Source organism: Sinorhizobium chiapasense (assembly GCF_045277575.1).
Lineage (GTDB): Bacteria > Pseudomonadota > Alphaproteobacteria > Rhizobiales > Rhizobiaceae > Ensifer > Ensifer chiapasense_A.
This window is the reverse complement of record NZ_CP144205.1, coordinates 2,681,326-2,704,547: the sequence shown is the minus strand read 5'-3', so window position 1 is coordinate 2,704,547 and position 23,222 is coordinate 2,681,326. Positions and strand designations below refer to the sequence as shown.

Here is a 23,222-nt window from a genome sequence, read left to right as displayed (position 1 = left end):
GGCGGAAAACCGCAAACACTTTTCCTCATCCCGCTTTGGCCGCCAGTGCGCCTCCTATTGCGCCGGGGCGGCATTTGCTGCCTGTACCGTCTGTTTCGGCTCCGTTGCTGCCATCAATTGCGAAAAGGTCTGTTGCTGCGAAAGCCACGCCTGGTAGTCGGCGGCGGTATCGACGACGACGGTGCCGCGCATCTGTGGGTGTCCGACGCCGCAGAGCTCGGCGCAGAGAACCTCGAAGCTGCCGGTGCGCGTCGGCGTCAGCCAGAAATAGGTGACCATGCCCGGCACCATGTCCATCTTGGCGCGGAACTCCGGCACGTAGAAATCGTGGACCACATCGACCGAGCGCAGGAGGATCTTCACCGGCTTTCCGACTTCCAGATGCAGTTCGCCGCCTTCGATGACGACGTCATCAAGTGCGGCCGCATCGTTGCGGTTGAGGCCGAGCGAATTCTCGGGGGTGACGTCGCGCGTTTCCGAGGTTCCGAGCTTGCCGTCGGCGCCTGGCAGGCGGAAGCTCCATAGCCATTGCTGGCCAACGACCTCGACCTCTGCAGCACCGTTTGGTACGGTGACGAACTGATGCCAGACGAAAAGGCCGGGTGTCAGCATGGCGGCGACGCCAAGCGTCGTGCCGCCGGCGAGCCATCCTTCGAGCCTTCGGTTTTCCGGTTCATAGGCCGCCCGGTTCCCCGGGCGATGACGAAAACGGAGAATGCAATAGGCCATGAAAAGCACCACGGCGACGAAAACGACGCCGGTGATCCAGAAGGTGATGATCAGCGTATTGTCGATGTAATTCCAGTTGGACGCGATCGGCGTCCACCACCACGGGCTCAACAGATGGAACAACACCGATCCGACAGCCAGCAATACCAGAATAACTACCACGGCCATTTCTTGTCCCTCCCCGCCGCGAGCGGCTGTGGGCATGAATACGCAATCCGTAGAGCTCCAACTGCAATTATTGCACGAACGTCAAATAGTCGCAATTCGCCGTCTCGTCTTTGACGGCGCCTACTTCTAATCTTTCTCGGCTACTGCGAATACTGCTTGAGGTAGGCGAGGAGGTTGGAGATGTCCGTGTCGTCTTTCAAGCCGGGAAAGGCCATCTTCGTGCCCTTCACCTTGGCCTTGGGATTGTGCAGATAGTCGCGCAGCGTCGTCTCGTCCCAGACCAGGCCACCCTTGCCGGCATCGACCATTGCCGAGGAGTAGCTGAAATTGGGATGGGTGCCGGCAGTTCGCCCCAACACGTGGTTGAGCGAGGGGCCAACCTTGTTGGTATCGCTCTCGGCGACATGACAAGTGGCGCATTTCTTGAAGACCGTGGCGCCGGCGGCGGCATCGCCCTCTTGCGCTAAGGCTGCGAATGGACAGAGCAGGGTTGTCGAAAAGGCAAGGGCAACAACAAAATTTCGCATGACACTTCCTCATAATCGCCGGGCGCAGGCAAGGAAGGCTATCGTCAGTTCGTCGTCTTGGCGGTGCTTGCTTCTCTTAATTGGCGCCACGGGCGTTGATACTTGCGACATTGAAACGGTACGCCTCGCCTTGTGGAAGTCAACCGGCGCGGCCGACCGTTCGCCGGCTGCGCCTAAATTTTCACCAGAGGGACCGGCAATCAGACGCGATTGCCGGCGGCGTTGAAGAAATGCAATCGTTCGACCGGCAGCCGTACGGGAAGCGAACCCGAGGCGTTCAGGAACCGGCGATCGTTGGTGAACGCCTTGAAGCCGGAGCGGCCGAAGGAGAGATGCAGGATGATGCCGAAGCCGGTCGGCTCGACCAGGTCGACGGTGGCCTTGAGCGCATCCGGTCCTTCTGCGCCGATTTCCACATGCTCCGGGCGGATGCCGAGGGTCGCCTGGGCGCCGTCGGTCAAGGCGGGATGCGGCTGTGCCGGGATGACAATGCCGCCTTCCGTTTCGAAGCGCGGGGCGGTGCCGTTTCGGTAGATACCCTCGAAGAAATTCATTCCGGGCGAACCGATGAAGCCGGCGACGAAGAGGTTGGCCGGCCGGTCATAAAGATCGAGCGGGCTGCCGACCTGCTGCACGAAGCCGCCATTCATGGCAACGATCCGGTCGGCAAGCGTCATCGCCTCGATCTGGTCATGGGTGACGTAGATCGAGGTCGCGCCGAGATCCTTGTGCAGCTTCTTGATCTCGGCGCGCATCTGCTCGCGCAGGCGGGCATCGAGATTCGAGAGCGGTTCGTCGAACAGGAACGCCTTCGGCTCGCGCACGATGGCGCGCCCCATGGCGACGCGTTGGCGCTGGCCGCCGGAAAGCGCGCGGGGCCGGCGTTCGAGCAGCGGATCGAGCCCGAGCTTGGCGGCCGCACTGGAGACGACGCTCGCGATCTTCTCCTTGGCGGTCTTCCGGAGCCTCAGGCTGTAGCTCATGTTCTTGGCGACCGACATGTGCGGATAGAGCGCATAGGACTGGAACACCATGGCGATGTCGCGGTCCTTCGGTGCCAGCTCGTTGACCCGTTTGCCCGCGATGCGGATTTCGCCCGAGGTCACGCTTTCAAGCCCGGCGATCATGCGCAGCAGCGTGGACTTGCCGCAGCCGGACGGGCCGACCAACACGACGAATTCGCCGTCGCCGATCTTCAGGTCGACATCGTGCAAGACCGGGTGGATGCCGTAGGATTTCTGGATGTTGGCGATATCGATGGAAGCCATGGGTAATCCTCAGCCTTTGACCGCGCCGGCCGTGAGGCCCTGGACGAGATAACGTTGAATGAGCAGGAAGAAGAGGCAGGCGGGAATGAGCGCGAGCACGCCGGCGGCCATCATCTGCCCGAAGTCGACGGAGAACTTCGACACGAACGACAATAGTCCGACGGGGAAGGTCGCCTGGTCGTTGCCGGAGATCAGCATCAGCGAGAACAGGAGTTCGCTCCAGGCGGCGGTGAAGACGAAGCCGAGGGTCGCGGCGATGCCGGGCAGCGTCAGCGGCAGGATGATCTGGCGGAAGGCGACGAACTGGGTCGCGCCGTCGATCATCGCCGCCTCTTCCAGATCCTTCGGGATGCCGTCGAAGAAGGACTGCATCAGGAAGGTGGCGAAAGGCACGTTGAAGGCGGTGTAGACGATGACGAGGCCGGTCAGACTGTTGGTAAGGCCGAGCGGCGACAGGATCTTGAAGATCGGCGCCACCAGCATCACCAGCGGGAACATCTGCGTCAAAAGCATCAGCGCCACCAGCCAGTATTTGCCGCGGAAGTTGAAGCGCGACAGGGCATAGCCGGAGAGCGAGGCGAGGATGGTGACGATCACGGCCGTCGAGCCGGAGACGATCAGGCTGTTCCTGAAGAACACCGGAAAGGCGCTGTGGCGCAGCACGAAATCGAAATGCTCGAGGCTGGCGTGCGACGGCCACAGCCTGATGCCTTCGGAATAGAGCAGGTCGTTCGGCGTGACTGCGACCTTCAGCAGCCAATAGAGCGGGAAGAGCGCGAAGGCGATATAGGCGAGGATGGCCAGCCGGTGCGCGATCGTGAGGAACAGAGGTTTGGCGCGCATCGGTCTCAATCCTTGCTCAAGAGCCATTGCCGGAGGATGACGATCAGCATCGAATAGGCGAGCAGCAGCGCCAGAAGCACCAGCGCGATCGCCGAGGCGTAACCGAAATCCAGCCGCTTGAAGGCCTGGGTGAAGATGTAGCTGGCGACGATCTGTGTGCGATCAGCCGGGCCGCCATTGGTCATGACGATGATCAAGTCGGCGAAATTGGAGATCCACACCGTGCGCAGCAGAATGGTGATGGCGATCGTCGGCGCAAGGAAGGGAAGCGTGATCGACAGGAAGCGCTGCACCGGGCCGGCGCCGTCGATGCTCGCGGCCTCATAGAGATCGCGCGGGATCGCCTGGAGGGCGGCAAGAAGCGTGATCGCGAAGAAGGGAATGCCCCACCAGACATTGGCGACGATCGGGCCCCACATGGCAAGCTGCGGATCGGAGAGGATGTTGCTCGGCTCGCTCATGATGCCGAGGTTGAAGAGCCAGTGCGGCAGTGGACCGACAACCGGATTGAACAGCCAGGCCCAGTTGAGGCCGGCGAGGAAGCTCGGAACCGCCCAGGGCAGGAAGACGAGGGCCTGTGCCAGGCCGCGGCCATAGAAGGGCTTGTCGAGCAGCAGCGCCAGAATCAGGCCGAAGACGAACTGGAGGAGAACCGAGGCGCCAGTCCACCAGAGCGTGTTGCGCAGTGCCCGGTAGAAAGCCTGGTCCTCGGAGAGGGCCCGGAAATGATCGAGGCCGACATAGGCACCGGAGAACGGGTTTAGAAGCTGGATGTCGCGAAAGGCGTAGGAGACGCCGAGCACCAGCGGCACCAGCATGACCGTGATGATCAGGATCAGCGCCGGTGCGCTATAGAGATAGGGCGCGGCGCCATCGGCGATGCGCTTCATCAACGGCGTCCTGCTTTTAGGCAGGCCGCTTTGGCGGGCGACATGGTCCATCGATCGAATATTCCCCTGTGCGGCCGCCGGTTGTTCGGGCGTGCCTATTTTCACGAATGAAAGGCCGGCGGCGGCAGGCCGCCGCCGGCAGAAGGCTTACTTCTTGCTGGCCAGGAACTTCTGCTGTGCCTTGGTCAGGTAGTCCGCCCACTGGTTGGCAAGTTCCTCCGGCGTGATGTCGCCGAGCAGGGCTTCCTGAGTGGTCTTGATGGCGAGCGAATCCTTGAAGAAGGCGAATTCTTCGAGGTAGGTCGGCATGACCGTCAGCACGACGTCCTTGTCGGCGAGTTCGTCGAACCAGCCCTTGAACTGCGGGCTTGCATAGAAAGGATCCTTCTCGGCCGACTTGTGCACCGGCAGCGCGCCGGTGCGCTTGTTCCACTCGATGTTGCCTTCAGGTCCTTCGAGCGTCTCGATCAGCTTCCAGGAAAGGTCCTTGTTCTGGCTGGCGGAGAGCATCGACCAGCCGGCGAAGCCGATGGTGGTGAAAGCCTTGCCGCTCGGGCCCTTCGGCATGGTGGTGACGCCGAAATCGTCGGACTTCATGCGTTCGGCAATGGCGATCAACGCATCCGGATCCTGGTCGAGGAAGGCGCAGGTGCCGCTGTAGAAGCCAGCGACGATTTCGTTGAAGCCCCAGTTGACGCTGTCTTTCGGCGCCAGCCCCTTCTTGTAGAGGTCGATCACCCAGGTCAGGCCCTTGACCCAGCCTTCGCTGTTCATGGTCGAGGTGCCGTCCTCGTTGAAGAACTTGTTGCTGCCGGCCATGGTGGCGCCGAACATCACCCAGCCGTTGAGGCCGCCCGGGCCGCCGCGCAGGCAGTAGCCGGATTTGCCCGGAAGCTTGGAGACGGCTTCGGATGCTTTGACGAAATCGTCCATGGTCTTCGGCGGCTCGCTGACGCCAGCTTCCGAGAGCAGCTTCTTGTTGTAGAACATCGCCCGCAGATAGAAGCCGTAGGGCAGCATATAGGCGGTGTCGTTGACGTCGCGGCCGAGTTCCAGCGCGCGTTCGGTGAGGCCGCCGGTGTGTTCCCACTTGGCGAGGTAGGGCTCCAGGCTTTCGAGCATGCCATTGTTGGCATAGAGCGACAGCCATGTGTCGGGCATTTCCATCACGTCGGGCAGTTCGCCGGCCGAAACCATGGTGGCGAACTTCTGGAAGGCTTCGCCCCAGGGCAGCGAGATGATCTCGACCGTAGTGCCGGGGTTCGCCGCCTCGAACTTGGCGACGATCGACTTCAGCGTCTCGGTGCGCTCCGGGCTAGTGATGACCTCGACGAGCTTCAGCTTCGTGTCGGCGAGTGCGCTTCCGGCCATCAAGCTGGCGAGAAGCGTGGCAGTGATCAGTTTCTTCATTTCTGTTCCCTCTTTTCTTCGTTGGTTTGGTTCAAAGTGGGGAGAGCGGGATCTGCATCCCGCTCCTGTCAGCCAGTCGAAGCGGCGGCGAGCGCCGCCTCGAGATCGCTCCAGAGGGCCTCCGTTCCCTCCAGGCCGACATGGAGCCGCACCGACCGCGGCGAGATGCCGAAGGCGGCCGCGGAATTGGGCTGGGCTTTCTGCGACAGCACGACTTCGCCCGGCACGATGAGGCTTTCATGTCCGCCCCAGGAAACGCCGAGCTTGAAGAGTTCGAGATGATCCGCGAAGCGCCTGACGTCGACGCCCTCGCGGAAGATGAAGGAGAACAGGCCCGAGGTGCCGGAAAGGCCCGGCGGCAGCGTGTTGCCGAGGCCGGGATGGCAGACCGTTTCGACCAGCGGATGGGCCTGCAGCCGCCGCGCGACTTCAAGCGCCGAGCGCTCGTGCGACTTCATGCGGATCGGCAGCGTGCGCAGGCCGCGGATCAAGAGCCAGGCATCGAAGGGCGAGAGCTTGCCGCCGAGATAGGGATAGGCTTCGGAGCGGATGCGGCCGATCAGTTCCTTCGATCCGGTGACGACACCGGCGACGACGTCCGAGTGGCCACTGAGATATTTGGACGCCGAATGGATGACGAGATCGACGCCGAGCGAGATCGGCTGCTGGAAGATCGGGCTTGCCCAGCTATTGTCGATCGCGGTGATGATGCCCTGATCCTTGGCGAGGCGGGCGAGAGATGCGACGTCGTGGGTATCCATCACCCAACTCGTCGGGCTCTCCATGTAGAAGAGCTTGGCGCCCGGCAGGGCCTTCGCGACCGCTTCCTCGTCGCGGCCGTCGACATAGGTCACCTCGATCTTCATGCGCTTCAGATGCGTGCCGAACAGGCGGAAGGCATCGGGATAGACATGATTGACCGCGACGATGCGGTCGCCCGGCTCGACGAAGGAGAGCACGGTCGACGAGATTGCCGACATGCCGCTGGCAAAGCCGATCGCGTCCTCGCCGCCTTCGAGCTTCGCCAGCATCTCCTCGAACATGCGCACCGTCGGGTTGAGGCCGCGGGTATAGATCGGCCGCACGCGCTCGCCCCGGTAGGAGGCGACCATGTCGTCGTAGTCCTTGAAGGTGAACAGCGAGGTCTGCACGATCGGCGGCACGACGGCATCGAAGGCGTTGCCTTCGTCATGCGCGACGATCAGCGAGGCGTGGTCGAACGGATCGAGGCCGTTGGTCATTTGGACATTTCCTTGATGTCTTCCTCGACGATTGCGAGGATTTTCAGCGTTTCTTCGCGCGCGGTGTCGGGATCCTGAGCCGCGATCGCGTTGAAGAGGGTGCGGTGGAACGGGAAGGAGCGGCGCGCAAAGTCCGACCGGTCGAACGGCTCTTCCCAGAAGCGCTCGAAGGCCTCGCGCATCTGTTCGAGAAGCTGGCGGAAGAGCGGATTGTGCGTGGCGTCGTAAATCGCCAGGTGAAAGGCGAGGTCTTCCGGACCCGAGGTGCCTTTGGCGATATGCACCCGCTCCATCTCGTCGAGCTTCGTTTCGATGATCTTCAGGTCTTCGTCGGTGCGTCGGCGTGCGGCGACCATGTTCGCCTCGACCTCGATGCCGCGGCGCACCTCAAGCGTCATCAAGAGCACGTCGCGCAGATGCGCGGCGTCGAGCGTGAGCGGCATATGAACGGTGGCGCCGGAGATCGTGCGCAGGAGATAGGTGCCGCTGCCCTTGCGCGCCTCGACGACGCCGAGCGCCTGGAAGTGGCGGATGACTTCGCGGATGGTGGAGCGGCCGACGGCGAGCGCCGTCATCAGCTCTCGTTCTGCCGGCAGGCGTTCGCCGGGTTTCAGGCCCGATTGTTCGATGTAGTCAGCCAACGCAGCAATAACCTGCTGGGCCCGGTCGGCCGGGGGCAGGGGCATCAGTGCCACTCTTGCCGGTTCACTCATTCGGCTTCCTCCCCACAGGCCAAATTGGTCTGACATCTGAGCACTATGACCAAGGCGACGGAGGTCGTCAAGCAGGAACTGATAGACACGCAGGTGTTGACCGCGCCCGCTCCCGGCGTAGACAAGGAGGTAAGGAGTTTGGTGATGATGAAATCGGAATTTCTGTTCGTGATTGCAGCCGTGTTCGGCGCGTTCTTCATCGTGGTGACGGTCGCGGGCGAGGCCGAAGCGCAGATGCGCACTAGAAAGGGCGAGTATTACGAGGGAATCCAGCGCAGGCCCTATGGCTATTACTGGATCTGGCCGCCCGTCGAGCAGCGGGAGCCAGTCTATAGTCCTCGCCGCGGCAAGGAGGGCGCCGGGAGCGCGATGCCGAAGCCGCGCAAGCGACCGACCCAGTAGCCAGGTCGGCAAGGGAATGGGGCAAAGAAGAGCGGCGCCCGAAGGCGCCGCGACTTTCGTCAGACCTTGGCGACGTGAACGTCGCGGGAGAGCGAGGAAAGAACCTCCGGCCCGTCTTCGCGCAGGATGACAATATCCTCGAGGCGGATGCCGAAGCGGCCGGGCAGGTAGATGCCGGGCTCGATCGAGAAGACCATGCCCTCTTCCAGCACCGTTTCCGAGGTCGCGGTGATGTAGGGCGGCTCATGGCCGTCGATGCCCATGCCGTGACCGGTGCGGTGGACGAAATATTCGCCGTAGCCGGCATCGCTGATCACCTTGCGGGCGGCAGCATCCACATCCTTGGCGAGCACGCCGGGGCGTGCGGCTTTCATCGCGGCCTGCACGGCCTTTTCGACGATGGTGTGGATCTGGCCGTATCCCTCGGGCGCGCGGCCGACGACCGCCATGCGGGTGATGTCGCTCGGGAAGCCCTGCTTGCGGCCGCCGATATCGATCACGACCGCGTCGCCTTCCTCGATCACCCGCTCGCTTGCCGAGTGATGCGGGAAGGCGCCGTTGCCGCCGGCGCCGACAATCCAGAAGGCCGGTGCCGCGCCTTCGGAGGAGAAATGTCCGCGGATTTCGGCGGCGAGTTCTTTCTCGGTCATGCCGGGGCGGATCTTCGAAAACGCCGCCTGCATGGCGCGGTCGGCAATTCCGGCGTTCATCTTCAGGAGTTCGTATTCGGTTTTGTCCTTGCGCATGCGAAGGCTGCCAAGCGTCGCCGGCGTGAACTCGCGGGCGGTATCTTTCGGCAGGGCATCGATCAGCAGCAGCGCGAAATCGGCGCGCATGGTTTCGTCGAGCACGACGCGGCCGGGCTTTTCGGCGCCGACATCGGCGAGCGCCGCCGTCAGGGCAGCGGCCGGGCCTTCGTCATCGGACCAGTTGTGGAAGGCGATGTCGGTGTGCTCGCGCGTGCCTTCGGCATTGAGCGCCGGCATCAGGAAAGCCTCCTTTTCCGGGCCGATCAAAAGCAGGCAGGGCCGCTCGTCTGGATGCGGATGGTAGCCGAGCAGCCAATCCATGTGCGATCCGGGCGCGAGTGCGATGAGGCCGACATCGCTTTCGGCCATCTTGCGGCGGAGCGCGGCAAAACGGGTCTTGGTGAGTTCCGTCATGGGGTTTCCTGTCTTGTTGGAGGCAATGGGATGCCGAACGTCATTCACGTGGCTGGCCGACGGGCGGATGGAGGACAGCGCCGAACGGTTCGGCGCGAAATATGTCTATGGGGAATGGTCGAGGCCGGTGCAGCTGTTGCCCCGGGTTACGGATCTCTGGCTCTTCAAGCGGTCTCCTCCCCCCTCGAATGCACGCGCACAGGCTCGGAAAGCTGGTCGCTTCCCGGCGCTATGCATTTGTATTTGCAAGACTTTGGTGCCGTGCACCGGCATTGTCAATATAGAATTTTAGTCACACTAAAATTTGTCAGTCTGCGGTGCCGGCGGCAAGTCAGGCGGCCAATCGCAGGAGACGCGCGACCGCCTGCTGGTCGAAGCCGCCGATGCCCTCCCTGATGTCGGCGGCGATCGCATCGGCGACGGCCTCTTCGTCGCGCCGCCGAAGTGCCTCGATCGCCTCACGATGCCGGTCCACCACATAGAGTTCGGTGACGTGCTCCATGGCAATCCCGAGGATGGGGCCGAGCTGCAGCCAGACACTCTCGATCAGCGGCATGGCGACGGGATCGGGATTGGCCGTGTAGATCTTGCGGTGAAACGCCTGGTTGGCGATCAGTGCGGCCACCTTGTTGCCCCTGCGGATTTCCGTCTCGATGCTGTCGTCGATTGCCGTGATAGTTTCGATCTGGCGCTCGGAAAGATGGGCGACGGCCCGGCGGGCCGCATGGCTTTCGAGCGCGATGCGCAGCGAGATCAGCTCCTCGAAACGGGCGGGCGTGATATGCGGCACGACGATGCGGCGGTTTTCCAGGAACTGCAGCGCGCCTATCGAGGTCAGCTGGCGCAGCGCCTCGCGCACGGGCGTCGGGCTGCTTTCGAGCGCTTCGGCAAGGCCGCGGATGGTGACGGAGGTGCCGGGCCGGAAGGCGCCAACCATGATCGCCTGGCGCAACCGGCTGAAGGCGTAGTCATGTGTCGTCATGCCGTCGGGCCGCGCAAGTGGCGGCAAAACAAGCGGTTTCAAGTGCACATGTCCTTCTGTCTGGTCCACGGTGGGAGCGGGATGCGAGCGGAGAGCCGCGTACACTTTCCGACGCCTCGCTCTACGTCACATGCCTGATAGCATCGCTCATGCTTGACTCCAATTCCTGAACTATGTCAACTTTCTGAAAATGTGATCACAAAAAGAGATTTGCGATATGTCGCTCGACGCGGAAGATCCCAGCGCATTCAAAGCATGGCTCGAGCAGAACGGGCCGATCGAAAGTATTCAAGCCGTCGTCTGCGACCTCAACGGCATCATGCGTGGTAAACGCGTTCCCGTGGAGCAGGCGGCGAAGGTCCTGGGCGGTGGCATCCGCATGCCGCTCTCGATCGTTGGCGTCGACGTCTGGGGTGAGGACATCATCAACAGCGAGCAGGTGTTTGCGAGCGGCGACCGCGACGGCATCTGCGGCGTCACCGGCCGCGGTGCGCTGCCGGTCAACTGGACGTCACGGCCGAGCGCGCTGGTGCCGCTCTGGCTGCAGCTCGAGGACGGCAAGCCGTTCCTTGCCGATCCGCGTCAGGCGCTGGCGGCGGTTGTGCGCGAATATCAGGAACTCGGCCTTCGCCCCGTCGTCGCGACCGAGCTGGAGTTCTATCTGATCGATCCGAAGCCGGACAGCGCGGTGCCGCCGATCTCGCCCTATACCGGCAAGCGGCTCGATTCCGACGCGATCCTCTCGATCGACGAACTCGACGATTTCGGCGAATTCTTCTCCGACGTCTACAAGGAATGCGCGCGGCAGAACGTACCGGCGGACGCGGCGATCGCCGAGAACGGCATCGGCCAGTTCGAGATCAACCTGTTGCACACCGACGATCCCCTGAAAGCGGCCGACGACGCCATCTTCTTCAAGCGCATTGTCAAGGGTGTGGCGCGCAAGCACGGACTTGCCGCAACCTTCATGGCGAAACCCTATGGCACGCGTTCGGGCAACGGCATGCACATCCATTTCAGCCTGCTCGACGAGGAGGGCAACAACGTCTTCAACGACGGAAGTGACGAAGGTTCGCCGGTGCTGAAGCACGCCGTTGCCGGCCTTCTGCGCGGCATGGCAGAGACGACGCTGCTCTTTGCGCCGCATTTCAACTCCTACCGGCGGCTCCGGCCGGACACGCACGCGCCGACGGCGGTCTGCTGGGGTTACGAGAACCGCACATCGGCGATCCGCATTCCCGGCGGTAATCCCAATGCGCGCCGTATCGAACATCGCGTCGCCGGCGCGGACGCCAATCCCTATCTCGTCATCGCCGCGATCCTCGGCGCCGCACTCGTTGGCATCCGCAACAAGTGGAAGCCGCCGGCGCCGGTTTCGGGTCGGGCCTATGCAGCGGAGAAACTGCCCAAAATTCCCTCGGAATGGGGGCAGGCGGTCGATAGCTTCGAGGCAGGACCGATTGCCGCCGACATCTTCGACCCCGTGCTGCGCTCGATGCTGATCGCCTGCAAACGCCAGGAGATCGCCGGCTTTGCCGAGCAGGTCACGGATTACGAATTCAGCGCCTATCTGGAAATCGTCTGATGCTTACCAAACAGAAATCCTATGCCGGCGACGGCAGCTACCCGACCAGCTACTACGCCGCCTCCCGCAACATCATCCGCACGCCCGTCCGGCTTCAAGGCCGGGTCGAGACCGACATCTGCGTCGTCGGCGCCGGTTATTCCGGCCTGTCGACGGCGATCCATCTTGCCGAGAAGGGTTACAAGGTGGTCGTCGTCGAGGGCGCGCAGGTCGGCTGGGGGGCATCGGGGCGCAATGGCGGCCAGGTCGTCAACGGCCTCAATGCCAGCCTGTCGACCATCCAGCGCCGCTACGGCGAGGATGCCGCGCGCTTCATCGGCGGGCTGGTGCAGGAGGGCGGCAAGATCATCCGCCGCCTCGTCAGCCAGTACCAGATCGACTGCGACCTGAAGCAGGGCAACATCTACGCCGCCTATACGCCTGCGCATATGAAGGAGCTCGAAGCCAAGCAGGCGCTCTGGCGCAAATACGGCATGGACGACCACCAGCTTCTCGACCGCGAAGCGCTCCGCAAGCTCGTCAGATCGGATGCCTATTGCGGCGGCATGCTCGATACGACCGGCGGCCATATGCATCCGCTCAATTTGGTGCTCGGTGAGGCGCGCGCGTTCGAAAGTATTGGCGGGACCATCTATGAACAATCACCGGTGACGCGGGTCGACCACGAGGCGGCGCGGCCGATCGTCTATACGGAAAGCGGCGAGGTTTCGGCGCGCATCGTCGTGCTTTGCGGCAATGCCTATCTCGGCGACGCGGTGCCAAAACTGGTCTCGCGGGTCATGCCGGTTTCTACGCAGATGATCACCACGGCGCCGCTCGGCGAGGAGCTTGCCCATTCGCTGATCCCCAGCGACATGTGCGTCGAGGACGTGCGCTACATCCTCGACTATTTCCGGCTCTCTGCCGACAAGCGGATGATCTTCGGCGGCGGCACCGTCTATGGCGGCACCGATCCGGCCGATGTGGTTGCGAAGCTCAAACCCAATCTCGAGAAGGTGTTCCCAGAGCTCAAGGGCGTGAAGATCGACTATGCCTGGAGCGGCAACTTCGCGCTCTCCTTCACGCGCGTGCCGCAGATGGGCCGGATCGGCTCCAATACCTATTTCGCCCATGGCTATAGCGGGCACGGCGTCACCGGTTCGCACCTCTTCGGCCGCACGCTCGCCGAGGCGATCGATGGCGACACCACGCGCTACGACGTCTTCGCGAAGCTGCCCTGGTATCCATTCCCGGGCGGGCGCATGTTCCGCGCGCAATATTCGACGATCGGCTCCTGGTGGTACCAGTTCAAGGATGCGGTCGGCTTGTGAGGCAAACGACCGGCGCTCCGCGAAGGGGCGGCTTGCCGGGAAGGCGGGCCGCGCCCCTTGCGCGCGAGTCGGAAAGTCGATTTCCCGCGGAGCGCAATTCCGCCCTGCCGGCCGTTGCGCTAGTATCAAGCCGCTACTGCATGTTTCCTTAAATCGTCGCCGATTTAAGGATAAAAACATGCAGCGATTCAAGGTGCTACAGCGACCTTTGCGCGTCTGAGAAGACGCGCGGCGCTGTAGGGCATCGGCTCGCCCGCTAGAAGGGCCCGTTGCGTCTTTGGCATGTGGCCAGTCCGTGGGGTGGCCGCATGCCAACGGATACCAAGGAAGGCCCGCATTCCCGCGGGCAAGGCAGGCAGGGAGCATTTGACTCCCGGTTGATCCTGGGAGGCTCAGATGTTCGTGCGCTTTGGTTATGAGATCGGCATACGCTGTCCGCAACCGACTCCGATGATGACCTATCTTTCCGTGGTGCCCGAGCGGCGGAGGACCCTTCGCCGCGAACATGGCCCGGTGTCTTCGCCGCTGGTGAAGATGGAGCAGATCACCGATCCGCATGGCAACAACTGTCTGCGGATGACGGTGCCTGAAGGCGACTTCAAGCTGTCCTATGATGCCGTCATCGAGGACGACGGCAGGCTCGACGCCTCAGACCCGCTGGCAGAGGCGGTGCCGGTCGAAAATCTTCCCGCGGCGTGGCTGCCCTATCTCTCCGCCAGCCGTTACTGCGAAACGGACCGGCTGGGAGCGCTTGCCTGGCGCTTGTTCGGCGACGTGCCGGCCGGCTGGGAGCGCGTTCAGGCAATCTCGGACTATGTCCACGAGCGACTGGTCTTCAGCTACGGCTATGCCCAGGCGATGCGTACGGCGCTCGAAGCCCATGAGGATCGCGTCGGCGTCAGTCGCGACTATGCGCATCTGGCGATAACCTTCTGCCGCTGCATGAACATGCCGGCGCGCTATGTGAACGGCTACATGGCCGACATTCCGAAGAGCGACAATCCGGCGCCGATGGACTTCAACGCCTGGTTCGAGGTCTATCTTGGTGATCGCTGGCACGTGTTCGATGCCAAGAACAACCAGCGGCGGGCAGGGCGCATCGCAGTCGCCCGCGGGCGTGACGCCGCCGATATTCCGCTGATTCAGACCTTCGGCAAACACGAGTTGACCGCCTTCACCGTCTGGACCTGTGTCGAAACCGACAGTGCACTGACGCGCTCGCACCGCGCTTCCGACGTTTCGCTGCTGACGCCGTGGTTCAGCGAGACCTGGTCGAAGCACCTGAAGGAGCGCAATCGAAACCGGCATTGATGGCTTCTGCCGTGCCGAACCGATTTTTTACGATCCGCGCGATTTGCGGAAAATGATATCTATAAACTCAATGGAGAATATAGGAGAAGAGGATAGTCGAGGGGCTAATACCCTCGCAGGAACGGAGAAACGCGATGAACGCTGCGAAACCGATGATCCAATCCCGCTACGCTCTTTACGGGACGACACCGCAACGCCGCTCGCATGTTCACCTGGTTCCCCACGCAATCGCCATCGTTGCGGCCTTTTCCTTCGTCAGCGCCGTCGTCGTCGGCGCATTCTGAGGCTGGTCTTCAGCCATGCCGTGACAGGTGCTCGTGCACGGCGAGCCATTCTCCCGACACCGTCCGCTCGAACACGATCGTTTCCCGCTCGTCCGCGGTCGTCGGCTCTCCATTGAATTCCAGTTCGGTCTCGACGCGGTGGGTGAAGACGGCGATATCACCCATCCTCTGAACATTTCGCTCGCTTGACCGGCACGCGTGCACGCGAAAACCGTCCCGTTCCTCCCAAAGCGACCATTCCACCTCGTATTCGGCCCGGCTTTTCAATGGCCGGTCGAGCGTGTGGAAGATGAAAGTGGCATTCGGTGCAAAGGCCGAGAAATAGGCGGCGCGGTCATGCCGGGCAAAAGCGGCGACAAGCTGGTCTGCGGCCGCAAGCACCGCTTGGTCGAGATCTGACATCAGGTTCCCTTGGTTTGTTCGTGGGGCTTAGATTCGTGACGGTCAGCGTGCGGCGATCAGCGTCGCCAGCGGCCGGTTCTGGCGGGAAACGCGCGCCTTCAGGTCGTCGAGCGACATCGTCTCGCGCTTGGCGAACTCAGTGAACATCATGTTGAGATTGTTGAAGAACATCTCGCCGACCGCTTCGACATCGACATCCATGGCGACGACTCCCTTGGCCTTCAGCTTGAGGATCAGGGTCGAGATCTGATCGCAGAGCCGGCGATCGAGTTCGGTGTAGCGCTTGCTGAACGGGCTTTCCGGCTGCTGGATGGCGATCGCCATGGCAGTGCGCCACATCTCCTTGCTGAGATAATAGAGCGAGTGGTCGTAATATTCGCCGATCAGCGCATCGAGCGCGCCCATGACGGAGGCGGGCGGATTGTCGACGATCGAGCGTCCGGCGGCGAGCACTTCCTCGACTTCCATCGACACGGTGGCAAGCAGGATGTCGCCCTTGTTTTCATAGTAGTTGTAGAAGGTTCCGACCGAGATCTCGGCACGCTCGGCAATGTCCTCGATGCGTGCGCTGTCATAGCCGACTTCGCGAAAAAGCGCGGCGGCGGCGTCGAGAATACGCCGGTTCCGATCGGCCTTTTGCCGTGCGCGCAGTCCCGTCATCTGATGTTTCCCCGAATTATGAATTGGTTCAAAATTGAGATTGACTTAAAAAATGAATTCATTCAATCTTTTTTTGAAGACGCCGGAACGAGCGTCAAAACAAGAGGGCAACAGCATGATGCAGTCAGTTCGTGACGGTGCGCGCCTGCGCCGTTTTTTCTCCTCCACGGCCGCAATCGCGATCGCCGCTCTTTCGACGGTCGCAGCACCCGCACCGGTTCTTGCCCAGGAAGAGCTCAATGCGCTCGTCTGGTGCGACCACACCGATCCGGCACTGCTGGAACCGTTCGAGAAGGCCAACGACGTCAAGGTGAACGTCAAGGTCTATGAGGGCACCGGGGCAGGGCTCTCTATCCTCGATCAGTCGCAGCCGGGCGACTGGGATGTGCTCGTTATCGACGGCGTCGATGTTCATCGTGCCATCGATCTCGATCTTCTGGCCGAGATGCCGGCCAACGCCTTGCCCACCGCCGACATCTTCCCGGAAGTGCGCATGGAGGCGAACAACACCAAGGACGGCAAGATCTACGCCGTCACCGAGAAGTTCGGCTACAACACGATTTCCTACGACAAGACCAAGGTCGATCCGAAGGACATGCAGGACCTGTCGGTCATCTGGTCGGACAAGTACAAGGGCCGCATCGCGCTCTATGACTATTACCTGCCGATGATCGGTCTCGTCGGGCTTGGCCTCGGCAAGAAGACCGCTGAGCTCAGCGAAGCGGACATGCCGGCGATCAAGGAAAAGCTCGCGGCGATGCGCGCCGTGTCGAAGCAGGTGAGCGACGTCGTCTCCTCGCAGACGGCGCTTGCGACCGGCGAGGTCGACATTCTCGTCGGCGGCGGCGAATGGATCACCGCCGTTCTCTCCGCCGACAAGCCGAGCCTCGACTGGACCATTCCCGAACAGGGCGCGGTGCGCTGGGCACAGTCGATCGGCGTCATGAAGGATTCGACCAAGCAGGATCTGGCGCTGAAATTCGTGCAGTACATCCTGAGCCCCGAGGGCCAGGCACGGCTGGCGACGTCTTCCTGCTACTGGGCGATGCCGGCCAATGCCAAGGCGGGCGAGCATCTGACCGAGCAGCAGAAGGCGGCGCTGCGCTTCGACCAGCAGGCCGAGTACCTGAAGAAGACGCAGCTCTACCCGATCCCGTCGGCCGAACTCGACCAGCAGTTCCAGGACGCCTGGACGGAAATGCTGCAGCAGTAATGACAAAGGGGGGCGCGATTAGCGCCGCGCCCGCCTAATCTTCGTTGTGGGCCGCTGCGGCGGCGCGGGGGCAAATCATGCCCGCAACCCTTGAGCCCGGGATAGCCATGGCAGACGCCGGAACATTGACATCAGCGACAGCGCTCGAAGACGCGGACCGGCGCAAGGCCTGGGGTTTCGTCGCGCCGGCGCTTTTGTGGACCGTGGCTTTCTTCGTCGTGCCCTTCGCCTTCATGGCGGCGATGAGCCTCTGGAAACGGGAAGGGCGGGATCTCGTCCACGTCTGGAACTTCGACAACTATACGCGCTTCTTCTCCGAAAACGCGTTGTTCCAGGGACTCGTCAACTCGCTCGAGATCACCGTCATCGTCACCGTGATTTCGGTGCTGCTCGCCTATCCGCTGGCCTGGATCATCGCCGAGCGCGTGCCGAAGCGGCTGCAGCGCATGGCACTGATCCTGGCGATCCTGCCATTCTGGACCTCCTACGTGGTGCGCTCCTATTCCTGGCTGCTGGTCCTGTCGAAAAACGGCGTCATCAACCAGATGTTCATGAGCATCGGGCTGGTCTCCGAGCCGCTGGAGCTTGCCAGCACCCGCACGGCGACGATCATCGGTTTCGTGCACTTCTTCGTCATGCTGTTGACGCTGACGATCTACTCCAACCTGATCCAGCTTTCGCCGAACTATCGCCGCGCGGCCGCCGACCTCGGCGCCAATGCCTTCCAGACCTTCTGGCACGTGGTGCTGCCGCTGACGCTCCCCGGCATCATGACCGGCGCCTTCCTCACCTTCGTGCTCTGCATCGGCGACTATGTCACGCCGCAGATCCTCGGCGGCAACAACGAGCTGGTGCTGCCGCAGATCATCATGCTGCAGCTCGGCCGCCGCGCGGACTTCCCGATGGCCGCGGCGTTGTCGATCGTGCTGATGCTCGCCGTCACCGTCGCCTACGTGGCCTGCGCCCGCTGGCTGAAGATCGAGAGGGCCTGACGATGCTGCGCCAGATCTCTTCGAGTGTCCTCTCCTGGACCTATCTCGTCCTCGTCTATGCCTTCATCTTCCTGCCGGTCGCCGTGCTGGTGCTCTTTTCCTTCCAGGACGGCCGCCTGCCGGTGCCGCCGTTCAACGGCTTTTCGCTGCAGTGGTACGGGGCGGTTTTCGCCGACCGCAAGCTGATGGCGGCGCTCGGCAATTCGCTTGCCGTGGCGCTCGTCTCCTCCGGGATCTCGGTGCTGCTCGGCTTCCTCGCCGCCTATGCATTGGCGCGCTACAAGCTGCCGGGCTCGGCGCTGCAGCGGGGGCTACTGATCGCGCCGATGACGGTCAGCTACCTGATCATCGCGCTCGGTCTCTTGTCGCTGATGAATGCGCTGCATATTCCGCTGTCGCTGATGACGGTCGGCATCGGCCACGTGGTGATCAACCTGCCGCTCTGCTTTGCCATCATCTACGCCTCGATGGGCGATCATCACATCAATATCGAGCGGGCGGCACGCGACCTCGGTGCCAGCGATTTCAAGGTGATGGCACTGGTGACGGCGCCGATGCTGATGCCGTCGATCCTTGCCGCCTTCTTCCTCTCCGTCACCTTCAGCTGGGACGAATTCATCATCGCCTTCCTGCTGTCGCGCTTCGACGTGACGCTGCCGGTCGAGATCTGGAGCATGCTGCGCTCCGGCCTCAACCCCAAGACCAATGCCATCGGCTCGCTGGTTTTTCTCGCCTCGGTGGCCGTGCTGCTCATCCTTGAGCTTTCCCTGTTCGGAAGGACGAAAAAGCCATGACCGCTCCCGTCTCGATCGACAACGTCAGCAAGATCTTCGGGGCCTTCACGGCCCTTGACGCGGTCTCGCTGGATATCCGCGCCGGTGAGTTCATCGTGCTGCTCGGGCCTTCCGGCTGCGGCAAGACCACGCTGCTCTCGATCCTGGGAGGCTTCCTGTCGCCGACTTCCGGTCGCGTGACGATCGGCGGACAGGATATGACCTATGTGGCGCCGTCGAAGCGCCCGACGACGACGATGTTCCAGGACTATGCGTTGTTTCCACATATGCGCCTCGTCGACAATGTCGGCTTCGGGCTCAGGATGCGCGGCCTTGCCAGGGCCGAGCGTGACGAGAAGGCGCTCGGTTTCCTAGATCTTGTCGGACTGAAGGCGTCCGCCGGCAAGCGGCCGCATGAACTCTCAGGCGGCCAGCGCCAGCGTGTGGCGCTTGCCCGCGCGCTTGCGGTTGATCCGGACGTGCTTTTGCTCGACGAGCCGCTCGGTGCGCTCGACCTGAAACTCCGCCGCCAGATGCAGGATGAGCTGAAGGCGATCCAGAAGCGGGTGGGCACGACCTTCGTTCATGTCACCCACGACCAGGAGGAGGCGATGGCGATCGCCGACCGCATCGTGGTGATGAACCAGGGGCGGATCGAGGATTTCGGCTCGCCGTCGCAGATCTACATGCGGCCACGCTCGCTGTTTTCGGCGGGCTTCATGGGCGAGGTCAATTTCGTTTCGGGACGCGTCGCGGCGGCGGATGCGAGCTCCGCCAAGGTCGAAACCGCGCTCGGCAGCCTGGCGCTTCCGGCTGATAATTTCACCGCATCCGCGCCGAAGGCCGGCGACCGCATCACGCTCACAATCCGGCCGGAGCATTTCCGCGCAGACGATCGGGCGGAAGGGCCGACCGTGATGCTCGGCGAAGCGCGTGTTGCCGGCAGCGCCTTTTTCGGCACGCATTATCGCTGCCATCTGCAGCCGTGCGCCACGGATACCAGAGCCCTTGTCGCTCATCTGCCGCAATCGGCAAGCGTGCGCGAGGGCGAGATTGTGCCGCTTGCGGTGCGCGCCGCCGACGTCGTAGCCTTGCCTGCCACAGGACATGCGTAGCGCGATGCGGAGAATTGCCCCAAAGGACTGGTACCGGGTGAGACGGCTCGACGACGACGTCACCGCCATCGACGAGCCCTACATCCAGGAATTCTATCGCTGCAACATCTGGCATGTGCGCGGCCGCGACCGGGACATGCTCGTCGACAGCGGCATGGGCGTCGTGTCACTCAGAGAATGGGTGCCGCTCGTCACCGAGCGTGCTCTGACCGCCGTCGCCAGTCACACCCATTTCGACCATATCGGCTGCCATCACGAATTCGACTGCCGTTGCGTGCACGCTGCCGAGGCGGAGCTTCTCGCCCATCCGACTCGCACGAACACGCTCGCCGATCCCTACGTGGCCGATGAGATCTTCGACGCGCTGCCGCCTGAGCCCTATGCATCCACCACCTATGCGGTGAAGGCGGCGCCGGCGACGCGGCTTTTGGCAGACGGCGACCATATCGATCTCGGCGACCGGGTCTTCGAGGTGATCCACACGCCCGGCCATTCACCCGGCGGTATCGCGCTTTTCGAGGCGAAAACCGGTATCCTGTTCTCCGGCGATATCCTCTACGACGGCCCGCTGATCGAGGACACTTATCATTCCAATGCCGGCGACTACCTGGCGTCGATGGAACGCCTGCTTACGATCCCCGCACGTATCGTTCACGGCGGACATTTTCCGAGCTTTTCCGGCGAGCGCTACAGAGCGCTGATCCGCGACTGGCTTGCTGAAAAACAAAAGACAAACTGACGGGAAGGAGGAGCGAATGCTCGACAAACGCAAGTTCTACATCAACGGTGCCTGGGTGGATCCGGTCGTTGCCAACGACCTGGAGGTCTTGAACCCGGCGACCGAAAAGCCCGTTGCGGTGATCTCGATGGGCACGGCCGAGGATATCGACCGCGCCGTTGCCGCCGCCAAGAAGGCCTTTGCAACCTATAGCCAAGCAAGCGTCGAGGAGCGGCTGGCGCTGCTCGAAAAACTGCTCGCCGTCTACAAGCGCCGCTACGACGAGATGGTCGACACGATCACCATGGAACTTGGTGCGCCGAAGACGATGACGCGCGAACAGCAGGCCGATGTCGGCGTCGGCCATCTCCAGGGCTTCATCGACGCGCTGAAGCGTCTCAAGACCCGCGACCGGCTGCCGAACGGCGACGTGATCCTGCGCGAGCCGATCGGTGTCTGCGGCCTGATCACGCCCTGGAACTGGCCGATCAACCAGATCGCGCTGAAGGTGGTGCCGGCGCTGGCGACCGGTTCGACCTGCGTTTTGAAGCCGAGCGAGTTCACGCCGCTGAACGCGATGCTCTATGCCGAGATGGTGCATGAAGCAGGCTTCCCGGCCGGCGTCTTCAACCTCGTCAATGGCGACGGCATCCATGCCGGCGCCGCCCTGTCGAAGCACCGCGACATCGACATGATGTCGTTCACCGGCTCGACCCGCGCCGGCATCGCCGTCAGCAAAGATGCGGCCGAGACCGTCAAGCGCGTGACGCTCGAGCTTGGCGGCAAGTCGCCGAACATCGTCTTTGCCGATGCCGATCTCGAAGATCGCGTCACCGGCAGCGTGCTGGAATGCTTCAACAATTCCGGCCAGTCCTGCGATGCCCCGACCCGCATGCTGGTGGAGCGCAGCGTCTACGACCAGGTGGTCGAGATCGCCAAGCGCGTCGGCAAAGAGGCGAAGGTGGGTGATCCGACCAAGGAAGGCAGCCATATCGGCCCGCTCGTCAGCCATATCCAGTTCGGCCGGGTGCAGGCGCTGATCGAGGCGGGTATCGCCGAAGGTGCGCGCCTGCTCGTCGGCGGTGCCGGCAAGCCCGAAGGCTTCGAGACCGGCTACTTCGTCAAGCCGACGATCTTTGCCGACGTCAACAACGACATGCGCATCGCCCGCGAAGAGGTCTTCGGTCCGGTGCTTGCGATCATTCCCTTCGACACCGAGGAGGAAGCGATCGCGATCGCCAACGACACGAACTACGGTCTTGCTGCCTATGTGCAGACGGGCGACCCGAAGCGCGCGGAGCGCGTCGCCGCGCGCCTGCGCGCCGGCATGGTGCATATCAATGGCGGGCCGCACCGCTACGGCAGCCCGTTCGGCGGCTACAAGCAGTCGGGCAATGGCCGCGAAGGTGGCATCTTCGGGCTCGAGGACTTCCTCGAAGTGAAGACCGTCCACGTTCCCGATGCCGCCTGAGCAAGGCATAACGCCCCTTGAAAGACGGCCGTCGCAATCCGCGGCGGCCGCTTTTCTTTCAGGCTTCGGCGCACAAGGACTGTCACCGCAAGCCGGCATCTGATAGCTCGTTGGCTACCCACCTCCGACGACCGCTCCTTTCCGGATGCCTCCCGTGACCCACGCACATCATTCCTCGGCCCACAATCGCGTCGCCATGGCGGCCCTTCTCATCGGCGGCGCTGCGATCGGTGGCTCGCCGATCTTCGTGCGGCTGTCGGAGCTGGGGCCGATGGCGACCGCCTTCTGGCGCGTGGCGCTGGCCTTGATCCCGCTTCTCGCCTGGACCTGGTTCCGTCCTGAGGGAGCCGGAGGGCGGCGTCCGGAAAAGCCCTCGGAATATGCGCTGCTCATTTTGCCCGGTGTGTTCCTGGCGATCGATTTGGGGGCCTGGCATTACGCGCTCACCAAGACGTCGGTTGCCAACGCCACGCTGCTTGCCAACCTCGCGCCGGTCTTCGTGACGCTCGCGAGCTGGCTGCTGTTTCGTTCGCGTGTCAGCGCCGTCTTTGCCATCGGCCTGATGACTGCAGTCGCGGGCGTGGTGATCCTCAAGGGCGGGCCGATGGCGCTTGGCGAGGGTAATCTGCTGGGCGACGGCATCGCCGTCGTCGCGGCGATGTTCTATGCCGGCTATATCCTGGCGATCGGGCGGCTGCGCAGCCTCTTCAGCACCGTGCGCATCATGATCTGGAGCACGGCCTCGGCCGCGATCTGCATGCTGCCGATGGCAGTGCTCTTCGAGCCGTCGCTCTTGCCGCCGACGGCTTTCGGCTGGGCGATGCTGTTCGGTCTCGCCTTCGTCAGCCATGCCGGCGGGCAGGTGGCGATCACCTATGCGCTCGCCTATTTGCCGCCTGCCTTTTCTTCGCTGACCCTGCTGTTGCAGCCGGTCGTGGCGGCGATCCTGGCCTGGATCCTGCTTGCCGAGCCGGTCGGGCTGATGCAGGCGATCGGCGGGGCGATCGTCCTTCTCGGCATTCTGATCGCGCGGCGAGGATAACGCCGCGCGC

Annotated in this window: 24 protein-coding genes; 12 read left to right on the top strand and 12 right to left on the bottom strand. The window is 62.9% G+C overall.

Going from position 1 to position 23,222, the window contains the following annotated elements; all coding sequences use genetic code 11:
- Positions 1-54: 54 nt before the first annotated feature.
- From QM996_RS13115 to QM996_RS13080, 8 genes are all read right to left on the bottom strand, one after another.
- Positions 55-897, bottom strand: a complete 843-nt coding sequence (locus QM996_RS13115) for a cytochrome c oxidase subunit II (RefSeq protein WP_500267861.1) — start codon at positions 895-897, stop codon at positions 55-57.
- Positions 898-1,037: 140 nt separating this feature from the next.
- Positions 1,038-1,424 carry a c-type cytochrome gene (locus tag QM996_RS13110; RefSeq protein WP_500267860.1) on the bottom strand — a complete coding sequence of 129 codons (387 nt, stop codon included), beginning with the start codon at positions 1,422-1,424 and terminating at the stop codon, positions 1,038-1,040.
- 200 nt (positions 1,425-1,624) lie between these two features.
- Complete coding sequence (locus tag QM996_RS13105; protein ID WP_500267859.1) at positions 1,625-2,692, bottom strand: ABC transporter ATP-binding protein; 1,068 nt, start codon at positions 2,690-2,692, stop codon at positions 1,625-1,627.
- 9 nt (positions 2,693-2,701) lie between these two features.
- Positions 2,702-3,535, bottom strand: coding sequence for a carbohydrate ABC transporter permease (locus QM996_RS13100; RefSeq protein WP_173517651.1), 834 nt, complete (start codon positions 3,533-3,535; stop codon positions 2,702-2,704).
- Between the two features lie 5 nt (positions 3,536-3,540).
- Positions 3,541-4,476 (bottom strand): carbohydrate ABC transporter permease, encoded by a 936-nt coding sequence (locus QM996_RS13095; RefSeq protein ID WP_500267858.1) that lies wholly within the window; start codon positions 4,474-4,476, stop codon positions 3,541-3,543.
- 96 nt (positions 4,477-4,572) lie between these two features.
- A complete protein-coding gene (locus tag QM996_RS13090) occupies positions 4,573-5,835 on the bottom strand; it encodes an ABC transporter substrate-binding protein (protein WP_500267857.1) in 1,263 nt (420 codons plus the stop codon).
- Between the two features lie 68 nt (positions 5,836-5,903).
- Entirely contained in the window at positions 5,904-7,076 is a 1,173-nt protein-coding gene (locus QM996_RS13085) for a PLP-dependent transferase (RefSeq protein ID WP_500267856.1), read from the bottom strand.
- Entirely contained in the window at positions 7,073-7,789 is a 717-nt protein-coding gene (locus QM996_RS13080) for a FadR/GntR family transcriptional regulator (RefSeq protein WP_500267855.1), read from the bottom strand. The genes QM996_RS13085 and QM996_RS13080 overlap by 4 nt, the downstream gene beginning before the upstream one ends.
- 45 nt (positions 7,790-7,834) lie before the next feature.
- Here QM996_RS13080 and QM996_RS13075 point away from each other — a divergent pair, with 45 nt between their 5' ends.
- Entirely contained in the window at positions 7,835-8,191 is a 357-nt protein-coding gene (locus QM996_RS13075; protein WP_500267854.1) for a hypothetical protein, read from the top strand.
- A 59-nt stretch (positions 8,192-8,250) separates the two neighbouring features.
- Here QM996_RS13075 and QM996_RS13070 read toward each other — a convergent pair whose 3' ends face one another.
- The gene (locus tag QM996_RS13070; RefSeq protein ID WP_500267853.1) at positions 8,251-9,354 is read right to left on the bottom strand and encodes a M24 family metallopeptidase; all 1,104 of its coding nucleotides are present in this window, start codon (positions 9,352-9,354) and stop codon (positions 8,251-8,253) included.
- A gap of 331 nt (positions 9,355-9,685) precedes the next feature.
- Positions 9,686-10,378 carry a GntR family transcriptional regulator gene (locus QM996_RS13065; RefSeq protein WP_500267852.1) on the bottom strand — a complete coding sequence of 231 codons (693 nt, stop codon included), beginning with the start codon at positions 10,376-10,378 and terminating at the stop codon, positions 9,686-9,688.
- 175 nt (positions 10,379-10,553) lie between these two features.
- Here QM996_RS13065 and QM996_RS13060 point away from each other — a divergent pair, with 175 nt between their 5' ends.
- The 4 genes from QM996_RS13060 (at position 10,554) to QM996_RS13045 (ending at position 14,826) form a co-directional block, all read left to right on the top strand.
- Complete coding sequence (locus tag QM996_RS13060) at positions 10,554-11,921, top strand: glutamine synthetase family protein (protein WP_500267851.1); 1,368 nt, start codon at positions 10,554-10,556, stop codon at positions 11,919-11,921.
- Positions 11,918-13,231 (top strand): NAD(P)/FAD-dependent oxidoreductase, encoded by a 1,314-nt coding sequence (locus tag QM996_RS13055; RefSeq protein ID WP_500270309.1) that lies wholly within the window; start codon positions 11,918-11,920, stop codon positions 13,229-13,231. Before QM996_RS13060 ends, QM996_RS13055 begins: the two co-directional genes overlap by 4 nt.
- A 396-nt stretch (positions 13,232-13,627) precedes the next feature.
- The gene (locus QM996_RS13050; protein WP_500267850.1) at positions 13,628-14,542 is read left to right on the top strand and encodes a transglutaminase-like domain-containing protein; all 915 of its coding nucleotides are present in this window, start codon (positions 13,628-13,630) and stop codon (positions 14,540-14,542) included.
- Between the two features lie 134 nt (positions 14,543-14,676).
- Positions 14,677-14,826: a hypothetical protein gene (locus QM996_RS13045; RefSeq protein ID WP_034798890.1), complete on the top strand. Its 150-nt coding sequence runs from the start codon at positions 14,677-14,679 to the stop codon at positions 14,824-14,826.
- 9 nt (positions 14,827-14,835) lie between these two features.
- Here QM996_RS13045 and QM996_RS13040 read toward each other — a convergent pair whose 3' ends face one another.
- Together QM996_RS13040 and QM996_RS13035 are read right to left on the bottom strand one after the other, a co-directional pair.
- On the bottom strand, positions 14,836-15,228 hold the full coding sequence (locus QM996_RS13040) for a YybH family protein (protein ID WP_500267849.1): 393 nt from the start codon (positions 15,226-15,228) through the stop codon (positions 14,836-14,838).
- A 42-nt stretch (positions 15,229-15,270) separates the two neighbouring features.
- On the bottom strand, positions 15,271-15,888 hold the full coding sequence (locus QM996_RS13035) for a TetR/AcrR family transcriptional regulator (RefSeq protein ID WP_500267848.1): 618 nt from the start codon (positions 15,886-15,888) through the stop codon (positions 15,271-15,273).
- A gap of 118 nt (positions 15,889-16,006) precedes the next feature.
- On the opposite strand from QM996_RS13035, the gene QM996_RS13030 reads away from it, so the two are divergent.
- The 7 genes from QM996_RS13030 to QM996_RS13000 all read left to right on the top strand — a co-directional run bounded on the left by QM996_RS13030 (position 16,007) and on the right by QM996_RS13000 (position 23,212).
- On the top strand, positions 16,007-17,101 hold the full coding sequence (locus QM996_RS13030) for an ABC transporter substrate-binding protein (RefSeq protein ID WP_500270308.1): 1,095 nt from the start codon (positions 16,007-16,009) through the stop codon (positions 17,099-17,101).
- A 77-nt stretch (positions 17,102-17,178) separates the two neighbouring features.
- Positions 17,179-18,093 (top strand): ABC transporter permease, encoded by a 915-nt coding sequence (locus QM996_RS13025; protein WP_500267847.1) that lies wholly within the window; start codon positions 17,179-17,181, stop codon positions 18,091-18,093.
- Between the two features lie 2 nt (positions 18,094-18,095).
- The gene (locus QM996_RS13020; protein ID WP_500267846.1) at positions 18,096-18,887 is read left to right on the top strand and encodes an ABC transporter permease; all 792 of its coding nucleotides are present in this window, start codon (positions 18,096-18,098) and stop codon (positions 18,885-18,887) included.
- Entirely contained in the window at positions 18,884-19,981 is a 1,098-nt protein-coding gene (locus QM996_RS13015) for an ABC transporter ATP-binding protein (RefSeq protein WP_500267845.1), read from the top strand. Before QM996_RS13020 ends, QM996_RS13015 begins: the two co-directional genes overlap by 4 nt.
- A 4-nt stretch (positions 19,982-19,985) precedes the next feature.
- Complete coding sequence (locus QM996_RS13010; protein WP_500267844.1) at positions 19,986-20,720, top strand: MBL fold metallo-hydrolase; 735 nt, start codon at positions 19,986-19,988, stop codon at positions 20,718-20,720.
- Positions 20,721-20,736: 16 nt separating this feature from the next.
- On the top strand, positions 20,737-22,170 hold the full coding sequence (locus QM996_RS13005) for an aldehyde dehydrogenase family protein (RefSeq protein WP_500267843.1): 1,434 nt from the start codon (positions 20,737-20,739) through the stop codon (positions 22,168-22,170).
- Positions 22,171-22,366: 196 nt separating this feature from the next.
- Entirely contained in the window at positions 22,367-23,212 is an 846-nt protein-coding gene (locus tag QM996_RS13000; RefSeq protein ID WP_500270307.1) for a DMT family transporter, read from the top strand.
- Positions 23,213-23,222 lie beyond the last annotated feature (10 nt).